Raw genomic sequence first — 13988 nt, forward strand, 5'->3', positions numbered from 1 at the left:
CGCTGAACCTGTGGGAGCCGCTTCGACTACCTGAGCAGCAGCCGCCGGCCGTCGGCGAGTCGCTGCGCCCATTTCACGGTGGGAAAGATGATGTCGTAGCGGTTCCCGGCGTTGAGCTTGGCGGCCATGCCCTCCATCGAGTCGAAGTTCGACTGGATGACCTTGACGCCGTACTCCTTCTCGAACCCGTCGAAGACGGCCGGGGTGACGAAGTCCGCCCAGTTGAAATACACCAGGTCGCCGTCCGCCTTCACGTCGATCGGCCGGTCCGGGTTGCCGAAGGCGTTGCGGTCCTCCGGCAGGAAGCCGCAGCCGGCCAGGCCGGTGCCGAGGGCCGCGGCGACGCCCGAGCGCAGGAGCGCGCGCCGGGACGGAGATGGAGGTTCCTCGGGGGACATGGGGTCCTCTCCGTAGGGGATGCGCGCTGCTTCAGGGAGCGGTCACGGATGCACGGAAGCCCCTCCTCCGTGCGGGACCTGTCAGCCGTGGCGCGGGGCGTCGCGCGCCGAGGGGGACGGCTCGTGGCGCTGTCTCACCGGTGGGGGTCAGGGCATCGCACCACCGAGGTCGGCGCGTACCCGGTCGGCGAACCAGCCGACCGCGGCCTCGCGGCGGGACAGGGGGCCCGGCTCGAAGCCCGGGGTGCCGAGGCCCTTTTGCACCCGGGACACCAATTCGGCGTCTTCGCCATTGGTGATCCAGCCGATGTGGATGTTGAGCCGGCGCGCGAGCCGGGTCCGCGCACTCGTCCCGCGCCGCGTGTAGAACGCGCCGGGGACGGCCACCCGGTCGACCGCCGTCGGTATGGCGGTCCAGGCAAGTACATGGTCGGGGTAGAAGTCGATGAGTGTGTTGGGGTAGATCACCGCGTAGCGCCAGATCCGGCGGTCGGCCTCGGTCAGGCCCGGCATGGGGGAGGCGAGGCGCTGGTAGAGCCGTTCGGCCCGGTTCGACGAGGGCTTGTCGCGCAGCGGTGAGGCGAACAGGACGTAGGACTCGTGGATCTCGCTGGTGTAGCCCTGGTAGTCGAGCAGCCGCATCAGCCCGGGGTGGGCGACCGGGACGTGGTAGCCCTCCAGGTAGTTGTCGACCGCGACCTTCCAGTTGGCGTGCTGTACTTCCGCGCCGGCCAGGTCGTGGATGCGGCTGCGTCCGACCGGCACCAGGTCGGTCCCCGCGTAGTGGCCGACGGCCTTCGCCAGCCCGGCGCACTGCTCGGCCAGCGGCACGGCGTCCGGATCGAGGTTGGCGAAGACGAACCCCAGGAACGACTCGACGCGGACCGGGAAGAGGCCGCGGGCGGGCTTGTCCAGGCAGGGGATCTGCCGTGCTTCGGGCGCGCCGACCAGCCGTCCGTCGAGCTTGTAGGTCCAGCCGTGGTACGGGCAGCGGATGGCCTTGCCGGACGCCTCGGGGGCGGAGACCAGGCGGGTGCCGCGGTGCCGGCACACATTGAGGTGCCCGGCCAGGGTGCCGTCCTCGGTGCGGACGACCAGGACCTCGCGGTCGGCGACGGTGGCGGCGAGCCGGGCGCCGGGGCCGGGGAGGTCGGACTCGTGGCACACGAGCTGCCAGGACTTGGCGAAGATGTGCCGCGTCTCGGCGGCGGCCGTGGCCGGGTCGGTGTAGTAGCGGCCGGACAGCGCCAGGCCGGGTACATCCTGGGGGGTCGGTGCGGTGGTGGCTTCGGGGTGCATCGGGTCACTCCTCCATGCCGCACGGGGTGCTGGGTGCCGGGGCGGCAGGGCGCGGTGAAGAGCCCCTGAACCGGCGCACCGGCCGCCCCGGATCCGTGCTGACTAATTGGTCAGTCAGATTGCTGGCGGGTTTCGGTGAAGTCAAGACTTGTGTCCTGACTAATTGATTAGTTAGCTTAGTGGTATCGCCGCTCCGGCGCTCCGCCGTACGGATCCCGGGCGGCGAGCGGGCGCGCCGCGCCCCGATCACGCAGGCCGGACCCCGCAACGGCACCTCATCGGCACGTCACCCCGGCACCGGGTCACGGCACCGCCGCCACCCGGCCACCCGGCCCGCGCCGGCACCCCACCCCTCTCCCCGGAGGCACGCATGAGCGGTCGTCGGAACCTGATCTGGCTCGGGCTCACCCCCGAACCCGAACGGGAGCTGCCCGCCACCGTCGCGGCCCTGCGGACCGCCGCGCGGCGGACGGCAAGCGCCCCCGCGGAGGCGACCGCGGCCGAACGGCGCCGCGTCGTGCGCCTGATCCTGCACGGCACCCAGCACGGCTGGCTCCGCTACCTCGCCGAGGTGACCGACCTGGTGACCGCGGTCGCAGACAGTGACCGGCCCGGCGGCCGCCGGGCCGCCCTCCGCGCGGCAGAGGTCGTGCTCGACCACCACCGCATGCTGATTGGCCTCCCCGGACCGGGGTACGACCGGACGGCCGCGGACCGCAGCGCCCTGGAACGCGCGGTGCGCACCCTGCGCACCACCCCACCGGACGGAGACCGAGGATGACCGGGACCGACTCGCTCCTCCCGCAGGGGAACCCCCTCCGTGCTCGGCGCGAGGCCCGGTGTGACCGAGGACGCCCGGGCGTACCTGGCCGCCGGCGGCTACCGCAGGGCCACCGGAGCGTCCGAGCTCCTGGACCGGATCGCCGCCGCCGGACTGCGCGGACGCGGCGGCGCCGGCTACCCCACCGCGGCAAAACTCCGCGCCGTCCGCGACGCCGGGACCCGCCCCGTTGTGGTGGCCAACGGCGAGGAGGGCGAGCCCGGCTCCGTCAAGGACCGCTGGCTGCTGTGGGCCCGGCCGCATCTGGTCCTGGACGGGCTGGCGCGGGCCGCGGAGATCACCGGCGCGGAACGCGGCTACGTCTGCGTCTCCGACACCGCGGCGGGCGAACGGATCCGCCGAGCGCTCGCCGAACGGGCGCACCGGCTGCCGTGCGATGTCGTCGAAACCCCGCACACCTATGTCGCGGGGGAGGAGAGCGCGGTGGTCCGCCGGATCAACGGCGGTCCCGCCCTCCCCACCGCCAAGCCGCCCCGCCCCTACCGGCAGGGCATCGGCGGCGCACCCACCTTCGTCGCCAACGTCGAGACCCTGGCCCGGATCGCGCTCATCGCCGGACCGCCGGCGCCACACGGCCCGCGCCACCCTGGTGACGCTCGCCGGCGCCGGCGCCGCGCCCCTGCTCGCCGAGGTGCCCTACGGCTGCACCCTGCGGACCCTGGCGCGGGCCCAGGGCACCCCCGAGCCAGGCCGGCGTCCTCATGGGCGGCCTCTTCGGCGGGCTGCTCGGCCCCGGCCGGCTCGACCTCGCACTGGACCCCGACACCCTTGCGGCCGCGGGCACGGCACTGGGCTGCGGGGCGATCCGCTTCCTCGCCCCCACGAGTGCCCGGTCTCCCTCGCGTCCGCCGCCATCGCCCACCTACGCGGAGGACTTCGGCGACGGCCGGGCCTTCGCCGAGGCGGCCGCCGCCGCGGGCAAACCGGTGGTCCTGCTCCCCGCCGGGCGGGGCGCCGCCTCCGCGCGCGGCGCGCAGTCCCACACCGGCGCCCTGACCACCTCCGCCGATGTCGTGGCCGCCGCCTGCCGCGACGCGGGCGTCGAACTGGTCGCCACCCCCCATGAGATGACCGTCGTCCTCGCCACGCTGCACGGGGGGAGGCGGCGGGCCACCGGGCCCCGCACCGCGGTCTGCCCCGACGGCGGTGGTCACGGCGCCATCGCCGCCGACGCCGCCGAAACCGCCGGGCTGGCCGTCCCCGAACTCGGGCCCGCCGCACAGCAACGGCTCAGGACGCTGCTGTGGGAACAGTCCGCGGTGGGCAACCCCGTCGACCTCGCCGGGATGGGGGAGCAGAACCCGCACTCCTACGGCGACACCGTCGCGGCCCTGCTCGCCCTGGACGAGGCCGACTCCGTCCTGTTGACCGGGTACTTCGGCGGCTACTCGGCGGCGACCGGCGGCCTGGGCGGCCCGGCGGCCGAGAGCGGCACCGCGGGCGGCGGCAGCGCCCTCGCGGCGGGCGAGCTGGAGACCGCACAGCAGATGGCCGTCCAGGCGACGAGCGCCGCCAAGCCCCTGGTGGTGCAGTCGATGTTCCCGGACGCCCCAACTGCCGGACACTGGTCGAGGCGGGCATACCGGTGTTCGCCGCCACCGAGGACGCGGCCCGCGCACCGGCGGCCATGACCTCGGCCCCTTCGGCCCCCTCGGCGTCCGAGGCCGCCGGACCGCCCGGCGTCCGCCCGCTGCCCCCGGCCGCACCGCCGCTGGACGACCCCGGCTACCACGGCGTACGCGCCCTGCTGAGGGCCGCCCAAGTGCCCTTCCCAGAGGCCCGGGAGATCACCGACGAGGCCCAACTACTCGCCGCGGCCGACGCGTTCGAGGGCCCCTACGTCGTCCTCAAGGCCCTCCATCTCTTGCACAAGTCCGACGCCGGCGGTGTCGCCCTGGGCCTGCCGGACAGGGCCGCGCTCCTCGCCGCCTTCCGGGAGATGCACGCCCGGCTCGGCGCCGCCTCCTACTCCGTCGAGGCGATGGCCGACCTGACCGACGGCGTCGAGCTGATCGTGGGGGTGCACCGCGACCCCCGGTTCGGCCCGGTCGCCATGGTCGGCCCGGGCGGCGTGCTCACCGAGGCCCTGCACGATGTCGCCTTCGCCCTGGCGCCCGTCCCGGCGGACCGCGCCGCACAGCTGCTGACCGGGCTGCGGAGCGCCGCACTCCTCCGGGGCGTCCGCCGCCGGCCCGCCGTCGACCTGGCAGCCGCTTCAGCCGTGATCGAACGCCTCACCACGCTCGCCGCCGCCCACTCCGAGATTGCGGAGATCGAGGTCAACCCGCTGCTCGTCCGCCCGGACGGCGCCCTCGCCCTCGATGCCCGCGCCGTATTGGCCTGACACCCCCGCCCCCGCCCGCCGCCCCGGAGGAACCATGGACTTCCGCTACACCCCCCGACAGGCCGACCTCAAGGCCCGCGCCGCCGCCTACACCGCGCTGCTGATCCCGTACGAGCAGCAGGCCGAGGAGGCCGGGGACCGCTGCCCGCCGAAACCGTCCGCGAGCTGACCCGGGCCGCGATCGACGCCGGTGTCTACGCCATCAACATGCCCGAGAAGTGGGGCGGCCCGGGGCTCTCGCTGCTCGACCAGGTCATCGTCGAGGAGGAGTGCGGCAAGGTCACCAACTGCCTGTGGGACATCCCCTGGCGGCCGGCCAATGTGCTGGCGTACGGCACCGAGGCCCAGCGGGAGAAGTACCTCCTCCCCGTCATCCGGGGCGAGCGCTTCGACGCCTTCGCGGTGACCGAACCCGGGGCGGGCTCGGACCCCTCCTCGGGCACCAGCACCGCTACCCGCACCGAGGGCGGCTGGCTGCTGAGCGGCGAGAAGTGGTTCGTGACCTGCGGCGACATCGCGGACACGTGCCTACACCCACCAGGTCGCCTGGGAGGTGGACGAGGGCACCGCCGACCGCAAGACCCTGCACGCCAAGGCGGCGATCGCCAAGCTCGCGGCGAGCGAGGCGGCGGTCCGGGTCATCGACCGCTGTGTGCAGATCTTCGGCGGCCGCGGCTACGACCGTGCCTACCGGGTCGAGCGTCTGTACCGGGAGCTGCGGGTGGACCGGATCTGGGAGGGCACCTCCGAGATCCAGCGCCTGATCATCGCCGGTGAACTGGTCAGGCGCGGCACGGACGTCCTGCAGCTGCCCACCGGCTCCTGATCCCGGCCGGGTACCCCGGTCACCGGGCCGGGGTGCCCGGACCGGCTCCCCGCTGTACCCGCCCGGCCTCCGCTGCTCTTCGTCCGGCACCACGCACCCCGCCGGGCGGGACTGGCGAGACCTGCCCGGCGGGATGTGCGAAACCTGCCCGGCGGGACGTGCGAAACCTGTCCGGCGTCGGGCCGGGGGCTCCCACCACTACCGATGAGCTCACCCTGCGACGGACGGACGGACGGACGGCCGGAGGCGGTGATGCGGGAAGATGGACGGGACGGGCCGGACGGGCCCGCCGAGGACACCGACACCGACCCGGGGAGCACTCACGTGGCCAAGGCCGAACGCACTCTCGAAACGCGGGAGCGGATCCTGTCCGCCGCGTGCGAAGTGATCGCCGAGGTCGGCTTCGAGAAGATCCGCATGCGGATGGTCGCGGAACACGCCGGGGTGTCCACCGCCCTGCTCCACTACCACTTCGAGAACCGCGAGCGGCTTTTCGCCGAGGCGATGACCCACTCGTTCGCGCAGACCGGCACCGAACTCGACCGGGACGCCGACACGGTGCCCGCCTCGGTGGTCCTCGCCCGCATCCTGCACACCATGCTGCCCACGGACCCCGAGCTGCGGCAGGACTGGCGGCTGTGGCAGGAACTGTGGGTGCGGGCCCTGCGCGACGAGACCGCCCAGCATCTGGCCGTCGACCTGTACGACCAGCTGCACGCGTGGATCGGCCAGGCCATCCGGCGGGGCATCGCATCGGGCGAGTTCACCGACTGCGATGTGGAGGCCACCAGCACCCTGCTGCTCGCCCTGAGCGACGGCTTCGGCATCCGGCTGATGCTGGGCGACCCCAGGATCGATCTCCCCGCCGCTCAAGCAGCCATCTGGCGGGCGGTCGCGGGCACGCTCGGCGTGCCCGACGCCTTCCCCGAGATCTGACCTCCGGCCGACGTCCCTCCCGCCGCGCTCACCCGTGGATCGGAAGGACCGTGAGCGCGTCCTGGCACCGGGCGACGGCGTCGCCGTGGCCGAACAGACCGGGCAGCCCGCCGGAGTGCAGCAGGACGGTGCGCCGCCCGGGAACCACGCTCCCGTCCCGCACCGCCGCCCGCAGTCCGGCCAGCGCCCGCCCGGTGTAGACCGGGTCGAGCGCGATGCCCTCCGTACGGCCCGCCAGCGTCAGGGCGTCCATCGACTCCTCGGTCAACGTGCCGTAACCGGCGCCGACTTGGTCCCGCCGCAGACGCAGGTCCTCCGGTGCGTGGACGGTGCCGGACAGCGCGGTGACCAGGCCGGTGACGGTGCCCGCCGGGTCGCGCACAGCGCCGCAGTCGACGCCCAGCACCTTGCCGGGGCCGAGGGTGTCCACCAGGCCGGCCATGGTGCCCCCGGACCCCAGGGCGACGACGACGGTGTCCAGGTCGGGGGCCTGGCCGAGGAGTTCGCGCCCGCACTCCGCATAGCCGTACGCGCCCAGCGGGCTGGAACCGCCCAGCGGAATCAGCGCCGGGACGGCTCCCCGCTCCCGGAGCCGCGCGGCCACCTCCTCCGCCGCGGCCGCGAGCTGGGTGCCTCCCACCTCCCCGGCCCAGACGACGGTGGCCCCGAAGAGGCCGTCGAGGACCAGGTTCCCGGAGGCCGAGGAGCCGGCCGCACCGGCCAGCACCAGCACCACATCGAGCCCGAGCCGCGCGCCGGCGGCCGCGGTCAGCCGGGCGTGATTGCTCTGGGCGGCGCCGGTCGTCACCAGCGTCGTGGCGCCCTCGGCGAGCGCCGCACCACAGATCCACTCCAGTTTGCGGACCTTGTTCCCGCCGCCACCGAGACCGGTGAGGTCATCGCGCTTGATCCACAGATCGTCCGCCCCGAGACCGAGCGCGCGGGCCAGCCGCGGCGCCGGCTCCAGCGGCGTCGGCCAGGTCGCGAGCGCTGCCCGCCGAGGGGTGCCGTGCTCCGGACTCATCGTCATGCCCTTCCGTCTGCCCTGCGGTACCGGTCCGCCGGCCAGGGTGTCATGCCGGACCGGGCGCCGGCCCCCACTCAGCCGGACCTCGCTCAGCCGCCGGCCGCCCGCAGGTCACCGTCGAAGAGGGACGTGCCCCGCGGCTCCCGTACCGCCGCGATCACCCGAAGCAGCCCCGAAAGGTACGCCGGAGCGCTGCCGCCGGACGCTGTGTGATCATCTCGGGATGAGGACGAGCAGTGGGGCAGTGATGCCCAAAGGCCGGACGGAAGCGGCCGGGAGGCCCGCTTTCGCGGGGGAGTTCGAGGTGCATCTCACCGTCCGGGACGACGGGGACCGTGAAGTGGCCGCACGCCTGGCCGGCTATGCGGCGGCGCATCGTATGAAGTGCGTCCACATCCTGCTGGAACAGGGGGAGGTGCCTTCACAGCCGATGCTGACCCTGCGCGGGGCCGGGACGTATGAGCAGGTCAGAGCCGATGCCGCCGCGAAGGCGGACGGGCTGCGGGCCGAGGGGTTCGATGTGGTGCGGACGAAGATCGAGGCCACACCGTGGAGCGCGGGCGTACCCGGCACCGACGAGGAGGCCGCGGGGCTCGGCCCCGACTACTACTTCGAACATCACCTCAAGCTGGTACTGGCCCGCTCCGCTCCCGTCGGCTCCCTGCTCGCCCTCGTCGTCGGGCACGGCGCGCACCTCTCGCGCAACGCACGGCGGGTGCGCCCCGACGGCCGGGTGGAGCGGTTCGTGACACAGCGGTGCCGCGGGATGGGCCGTGCGACCGCCGGACAGCGCCTGGACGCGTTGTCGCGACAGCTGAGGGACCGGGGCCACCACATAGCCGCCGTGGAGCGGGAGTTCGTCGTTCATGACGGGAATCTCGCGCTCGACGCGGGCTGGCTGGAAGAGGAGTGCGCGATGACGGGGGAGAGGGCGGGCTCATGACGGGGACCGACGAGACGGGTGCGGCGGCGCAGTGGCAGGCGTTCCGGTACGGACCGTGGAAGGAGACGGCCGTTGTGCCCCGGACCCGGCCCGACGAGGCGACGCAGACGGATATGGATCTGCCGGCCACGCTGCTTCCCGTACCGGACGACGGTGTGGTGCAGCGCCCGGTGTTCGACCCCGCCGCAACCCATCATGCCTTCGGGATGCGCCTGGGCGAGCCGAGCTTCACCGACCCCGCGGTCGGCGCGCGCTGGTACGAGGCACGGCGCCATGCGCTGCACCACGTCCTGACCGCCCTCGCCCGGTCTCCGTGGGCCGGTCATCTGGTCCTCCGCGGCAGCATGCTGCTCACGTCATGGTTCGGGGACGCGGCGCGTGAGCCGGGGGATCTCGACTTCGTCGTGGTGCCGGAGACCTGGCAGCTCACGGACGACCGTACGGACCGGATGCTGGACGGCATCGCCGCCGCGGCCGAGGCGCTGTCCCACCGCGGCGGTCCGGTACGCCTGGACGCGCACGCCGCGGTCGGCGACGAGATCTGGTCGTACGACCGGGTGCCGGGCCGGCGGCTCGTCATCCCGTGGACCGCCGAAGCCGACGGTGTGCCGCCGGGAAGCGTGCAGCTCGACTTCGTCTTCAACGAGCGCCTGCCCGTTCCCCCGGAGCCCGCCGGGATCCGCGGACCGCACGGCACGGCACCGGTGGTGGTCAGTGCGGCGACCCGTGCGCTCTCGCTTGCCTGGAAGGTGCTCTGGCTGATCAGCGACAGGCATCCCGAGGGCAAGGACCTCTACGACGCCGTCCTGCTCGCCGAGTGCACCGAGCTGCCCTACGCCCTGCTCCGCGAGGTGTTCCGGGGAGCGGACGACGGCAATTTCGACCGCTATCCGTTGCTGCTGGAAGATCTGGACAGGGTCGAAGCCGACTGGTTCGAACTCCGCAAGGAGTACCCGGACCGTGCCGCGTTCACGACCCCGGGCCGGGTCGTCGAGTACGGGTATGCCTATCGCCTGGTGATGGCTCTGGAGCCCACCTTCGCCGTGGACGACGGCAGTGGCGCCCCCGCCGCCTACCAGCAACGAGTGGCCTGGTTCGCCTGGCTCACCGCGGAGTGCGCGGGCGTCCTCGCCGAGCGGGGCATGGACGCGGTGCAGGACCTGTTGCTGGAGCGGTACTTGCCGTTCGAGAACACGGTCGTGATCACCCGGGAGCTGTCCGGCCGCGACACCTGTGACCTGCGGGAAGCGGCCGCGGTAGTGGCGGCCTTTCGCAAGGACCATCCGGCCCTGGGCCGGTGGGAGTGGCTGTTCGAGGATCCCGATGAGGTGGTGCGGCGGCTGAGCGGAGGCGAGGCCGGCGCCTCGGACTGAGCGGGCACCCCCGCCGGGACCGGCGGAGCCCGGAGCACTGCCGCAGCGGTGCTCCGGGCTGATCCGTACGGTGCGCCTCAGCCCGTGCCGCTGATGCTCTCCGGCGCGATGACGAAGAGCACCCGCTCCTCGTCGCGGCCGCCGTACCAGGGGTAGGGGGCGTTGAGGTACTTCCGGGAGAGCTGTTCGATGTGTTCGACCGCGCCCTCGGTCGTGGTCTCGACGACCCGGCCGCGCACCTGGAAGTAGCGCGCGGGGTGGTCCGGGTCGCAGACGGCGACGGCCACGCGGGGGTCGCGGGCGATGTTCCTGGTCTTCACATGGCTTCGGACGCTGTTGATCAGCACATGGGTGCCGTCGGTGTCGACCCAGGTCTGGGTCACCTGCGGGGAGCCGTCCGGCATCGAGGTGGCCAGAAAACAGGTGCTCGGCCGGCGGAGCAGCGCGAGTAGTTCAGGGGAAAGGTGCACAGCGGACTCCCGGCCGGTCGAGGGGCGGAGGGCTCTTCGGTCTGCCGGTCCGCCGGACGTACCTTCTCACCCCCACCTCATCGCCCCCGCCTCCCACCCCTCTCCCACGGCCCGGTATCGGGTGGTGCGCAGCACTCACTTCCAGCCGCTATGCTTGCTGGATACAAGCAACGTATTCAGCGGATCGACCTCTTCACCGCGAAGGATCACGACGATGAGTAAGGGCACGCTCCACGCCTGTGACCGGGCTGCTGTGCAGGTCACCGCCTCGTCGGGGCTGGACGAGGCGGCCGCCGGGCTGGGGACGGAGATCGTCCGCTTCTCGCGGCTGATCGCCGCGTGGAAACAGCGCGCCAAGACCGACGGAGGCGCCGCCGACCGGGTGCTGCTGGCCAGGCTGGTCGTCGGCGGGGACCAGCGGGCGACCGATCTGGCCGCCGACGCGTTCCTCGACCTGTCGACCGTCAGCCGCCAGGTGCGCTCGCTGGTCGAGCGGGGACTGGTGACCCGCCGACCCGACCCGGAGGACCGCCGCGGGTCCTTGCTGGCGGCGACCGACGCGGGGCGCGCGGCCTTCGCGCACTACCGCGCTCAGCGCGATGCCGAACTGGCCGCGCTGCTCGAACCGTGGTCGCCCGAGGACCGGGCCGACCTGATCAGGCTGCTGGGCCGTCTCAACGAAGACATGGCAGAACGACAACACACACGGCTGGGCCCCGGGGGAGACCAGGGTGGCGCCGTGGAGCAGGGAGACATACGTACATGAGCACAGCCACCTCCCCGCCCGCCGCGGGAGCCGAGGCGATACCCGAACCCGGAATTCTGAGTCACCGTCAGATCCTCACCATCCTCAGCGGCCTGATGCTGGGGATGTTCCTGGCCGCGCTCGACCAGACCATCGTCAGCACCTCGATCCGGACCATCGCCGACGATCTGCACGGCCTCAGCGAGCAGGCCTGGGCGACCACCGCCTACCTGATCACCTCGACGATCGCCACCCCGCTGTACGGCAAGCTGTCCGACCTGTACGGCCGCAAGCCGTACTACCTGGCCGCGATCAGCATCTTCGTCGCGGGTTCGGTGCTGTGCACGTTCTCCACCTCGATGACCGAACTCGCCGCCTTCCGGGCGGTGCAGGGCCTGGGTGCCGGCGGTCTGATGTCGCTGGCGCTGGCGATCATCGGTGACATCGTCCCGCCCCGGGAACGCGCCCGGTACCAGGGCTACATGCTGGGCACCTTCGCCACCTCCAGCGTGGCCGGCCCGCTGATCGGCGGGGCGCTCGCCGGACAGGACCAGCTGCTGGGCATCACCGGCTGGCGCTGGGTCTTCCTGGTCAACGTACCGATCGGGATCATCGCGCTGTTCGTGGTCGCGAAGGTGCTCAACATCCCGCACACCCGGCGCGATCACCGCATCGACTGGTGGGGTGCGCTCACCATCTCCGTCGGCGTCGTGCCGCTGCTGCTCGTCGCGGAGCAGGGCCGGGAGTGGGGCTGGGACTCGTCCCGGTCGATCGCCTGTTACGCCATCGGGGTCGTCGGCATCATCGCCTGGATCTTCGTCGAGCGCTGGATCGGCGACGACGCGCTGATCCCGATGCGGCTGTTCCGCAACGGCACCTTCAGCAAGACCAGCCTGCTGTCCGTGCTGATCGGCATGGGCATGTTCGGCGGGATGCTGATGATCCCGCAGTACCTGCAGATCGTGAAGGGCGCCAGCCCCACCAAGTCGGGCCTGGAAATGCTGCCGCTGATGGCGGGCATGTTCATCGCCTCCATCGCCTCGGGCCAGATCACCGCCAAGACCGGCCGCTACAAGATCTTCCCGATCATCGGCACCGCGCTGATGATCGCGGCGATGCTGCTCTTCCACTTCCGGGTCCAGTGGGACACCCCGCTGTGGGAGACCATGGTCTACATGCTGGTCTTCGGCCTGGGCCTGGGCGGCTGTATGCAGACCCTGGTGCTGGCCGTGCAGAACGCGGTGCCGCCGCGGGACATGGGCGTGGCGACCGCCTCGTCCACGTTCTTCCGCCAGATGGGCGCCACCGCGGGTACCGCGATCTTCCTGTCGGTGCTGTTCAGCACGGTCGGTGACAAGATCTCCTCGGCGTTCAAGGACGCCGCGTCCACCGAGCGCTTCCAGGCCGCACTGCACGACCCCGCGGTACTGCGCGACCCCGCCAACAAGCCCGTGCTCGACATGCTCAAGCACCCCGGCAACGGCAACTCCTCGGGCGTGCTGAGCGATTCGTCGTTCATCCAGCACCTCGACCCGCGGCTGGCCGAGCCGTTCAAGCGCGGCTTCGCCGACTCGATGCACACCGTGTTCCTGATGGGCGCGATCGTCGTCGCCCTGGCCTTCGTGCTGATGTGGTTCATCAAGGAGATGCCGCTGCGGCAGATCTCCGGTCTGCAGGCACGTGCGCAGGCCGATGCCGAGGCGGAGTTGGCCAAGGGCGCGGGGGGCGCCGTCGACGGTGCGGCGAACGGCGCCGAGGGCACGGCCGACCACACCGGTGGTGCGGACCCGCAGGCGCCGGCCGGTGACCCGGTCGCCGACGCCGTACCGGTCCTCGCCACGGCCCCCTCGGGCTCCGCGGACCGCGTGGCCGGCACGAGCGGCCCGGTGATCCGGGGAACGGTCCGGGACGGCGACGGCAGGCCGGTGGCGCAGGCCGCGGTCACCCTGATCAGCGTCGGCGGCCGCCAGCTCGGCCGGACGTCGACCGCGGCCGACGGCGGCTACGCCCTGCCCACGACGGGCGCCGGCACCTACGTGCTGATCGGCTCCGCCGGGGCCCGCAGGCCACAGGCCGTGACCGTGGTGGTGGGCGGCGAGCCCGTCGCGTTCGACCTCACCCTCAGCGGCGCGGCCGGTCTCTGCGGCGAGGTCCGCGAGGAGAAGGGCGACGATCCGGTGCCCGGCGCACTCGTCGTGGCCACCGACGTACGCGGCGAGGTCGTGGCCTCGGGCGTGGCCGGCCAGGACGGCGGTTTCGCGTTCGGTGAGCTGACCCCGGGCAGCTACACCCTGGCCGTCAGCGCCGAGCAGCACCGCCCGTCCGCCCTCCAGGTGGAGGTCACCTCGGGCAACCGCAACTGGTACGAGGTGCGGCTGACGCTCGGCGCCCAGGTCCGCGGCACCGTCCGTACGGTGCGCGGCCCGGTGGACGACGCCCGGGTGACCCTGCTGGACCCGGCGGGCAATGTGGTGGCCAGCGCCACCAGTGGTCAGGACGGTGAGTACGTCTTCACCGACCTCGACAGCGGTGAGTACACCCTGATCGCCGCCGGCTACCCGCCGGTCGCCGCCCCGCTGCACCTGGGGGCGGACGGGAACAGCGCGTTCGACATCGAGCTGAACCACGACCCGGCGAGCTGACGGACGTCGTCCGACAAGGTGAGGGGCCCGGTGCGGGAAGCGCCGGGCCCTTGACTGTGGCCGTGACCGGCCCGCAGCGGGGTGCGGCGTTCACCGGCCGCCGGGCCCCCGGCGCCGTGCTCACCGGCCGCTGCCGTCCCTCGT

Annotated in this window: 14 protein-coding genes and 2 pseudogenes; 12 read left to right on the plus strand and 4 right to left on the minus strand. The window is 72.8% G+C overall.

Annotated elements, in window-relative coordinates; all coding sequences use genetic code 11:
- Positions 1 to 26: 26 nt before the first annotated feature.
- Positions 27 to 398, minus strand: coding sequence for a hypothetical protein (locus D9V36_RS39275; protein WP_241721222.1), 372 nt, complete (start codon positions 396 to 398; stop codon positions 27 to 29).
- Between the two features lie 147 nt (positions 399 to 545).
- Complete coding sequence (locus D9V36_RS39280; protein WP_129297958.1) at positions 546 to 1697, minus strand: aromatic ring-hydroxylating oxygenase subunit alpha; 1152 nt, start codon at positions 1695 to 1697, stop codon at positions 546 to 548.
- Positions 1698 to 2067: 370 nt separating this feature from the next.
- Between D9V36_RS39280 and D9V36_RS39285 the strand changes: the two genes are divergently transcribed.
- The 8 genes and pseudogenes from D9V36_RS39285 (at position 2068) to D9V36_RS39305 (ending at position 6644) form a co-directional block, all read left to right on the plus strand.
- Positions 2068 to 2478: a hypothetical protein gene (locus tag D9V36_RS39285; protein WP_129297959.1), complete on the plus strand. Its 411-nt coding sequence runs from the start codon at positions 2068 to 2070 to the stop codon at positions 2476 to 2478.
- 60 nt (positions 2479 to 2538) lie between these two features.
- Positions 2539 to 3024: pseudogene (locus tag D9V36_RS42430) on the plus strand (NADH-ubiquinone oxidoreductase-F iron-sulfur binding region domain-containing protein); the annotation flags it as partial.
- A gap of 215 nt (positions 3025 to 3239) precedes the next feature.
- Positions 3240 to 4169 (plus strand): hypothetical protein, encoded by a 930-nt coding sequence (locus tag D9V36_RS42435; protein WP_241721223.1) that lies wholly within the window; start codon positions 3240 to 3242, stop codon positions 4167 to 4169.
- Complete coding sequence (locus D9V36_RS42440) at positions 4124 to 4882, plus strand: acetate--CoA ligase family protein (protein WP_241721224.1); 759 nt, start codon at positions 4124 to 4126, stop codon at positions 4880 to 4882. The genes D9V36_RS42435 and D9V36_RS42440 overlap by 46 nt, the downstream gene beginning before the upstream one ends.
- 34 nt (positions 4883 to 4916) lie before the next feature.
- Positions 4917 to 5051 carry a hypothetical protein gene (locus tag D9V36_RS42760; protein WP_277753568.1) on the plus strand — a complete coding sequence of 45 codons (135 nt, stop codon included), beginning with the start codon at positions 4917 to 4919 and terminating at the stop codon, positions 5049 to 5051.
- 38 nt (positions 5052 to 5089) lie between these two features.
- Positions 5090 to 5353, plus strand: a pseudogene (locus D9V36_RS42445) (acyl-CoA dehydrogenase family protein); the annotation flags it as partial.
- A gap of 82 nt (positions 5354 to 5435) precedes the next feature.
- On the plus strand, positions 5436 to 5708 hold the full coding sequence (locus D9V36_RS42450) for an acyl-CoA dehydrogenase family protein (protein ID WP_241721225.1): 273 nt from the start codon (positions 5436 to 5438) through the stop codon (positions 5706 to 5708).
- Positions 5709 to 5960: 252 nt separating this feature from the next.
- Positions 5961 to 6644, plus strand: a complete 684-nt coding sequence (locus tag D9V36_RS39305) for a TetR/AcrR family transcriptional regulator (RefSeq protein WP_241721226.1) — start codon at positions 5961 to 5963, stop codon at positions 6642 to 6644.
- Positions 6645 to 6672: 28 nt separating this feature from the next.
- Here D9V36_RS39305 and D9V36_RS39310 read toward each other — a convergent pair whose 3' ends face one another.
- A complete protein-coding gene (locus tag D9V36_RS39310) occupies positions 6673 to 7674 on the minus strand; it encodes a pyridoxal-phosphate dependent enzyme (RefSeq protein ID WP_241721227.1) in 1002 nt (333 codons plus the stop codon).
- A gap of 220 nt (positions 7675 to 7894) precedes the next feature.
- Here D9V36_RS39310 and D9V36_RS39315 point away from each other — a divergent pair, with 220 nt between their 5' ends.
- Both D9V36_RS39315 and D9V36_RS39320 read left to right on the plus strand, forming a co-directional pair.
- Entirely contained in the window at positions 7895 to 8614 is a 720-nt protein-coding gene (locus D9V36_RS39315; RefSeq protein WP_241721228.1) for a hypothetical protein, read from the plus strand.
- Entirely contained in the window at positions 8611 to 9987 is a 1377-nt protein-coding gene (locus D9V36_RS39320) for a nucleotidyl transferase AbiEii/AbiGii toxin family protein (RefSeq protein ID WP_129297960.1), read from the plus strand. The genes D9V36_RS39315 and D9V36_RS39320 overlap by 4 nt, the downstream gene beginning before the upstream one ends.
- 77 nt (positions 9988 to 10064) lie before the next feature.
- Here D9V36_RS39320 and D9V36_RS39325 read toward each other — a convergent pair whose 3' ends face one another.
- On the minus strand, positions 10065 to 10457 hold the full coding sequence (locus D9V36_RS39325) for a PPOX class F420-dependent oxidoreductase (protein ID WP_129297961.1): 393 nt from the start codon (positions 10455 to 10457) through the stop codon (positions 10065 to 10067).
- Positions 10458 to 10671: 214 nt separating this feature from the next.
- Between D9V36_RS39325 and D9V36_RS39330 the strand changes: the two genes are divergently transcribed.
- Positions 10672 to 11223 (plus strand): MarR family winged helix-turn-helix transcriptional regulator, encoded by a 552-nt coding sequence (locus D9V36_RS39330; protein ID WP_129297962.1) that lies wholly within the window; start codon positions 10672 to 10674, stop codon positions 11221 to 11223.
- A complete protein-coding gene (locus D9V36_RS39335; protein ID WP_129297963.1) occupies positions 11220 to 13844 on the plus strand; it encodes an MFS transporter in 2625 nt (874 codons plus the stop codon). Before D9V36_RS39330 ends, D9V36_RS39335 begins: the two co-directional genes overlap by 4 nt.
- Positions 13845 to 13988: the final 144 nt, after the last annotated feature.

Origin of the sequence: Streptomyces lydicus (genome assembly GCF_004125265.1) — a bacterium.
In the GTDB taxonomy this organism is placed as follows: domain Bacteria; phylum Actinomycetota; class Actinomycetes; order Streptomycetales; family Streptomycetaceae; genus Streptomyces; species Streptomyces lydicus_C.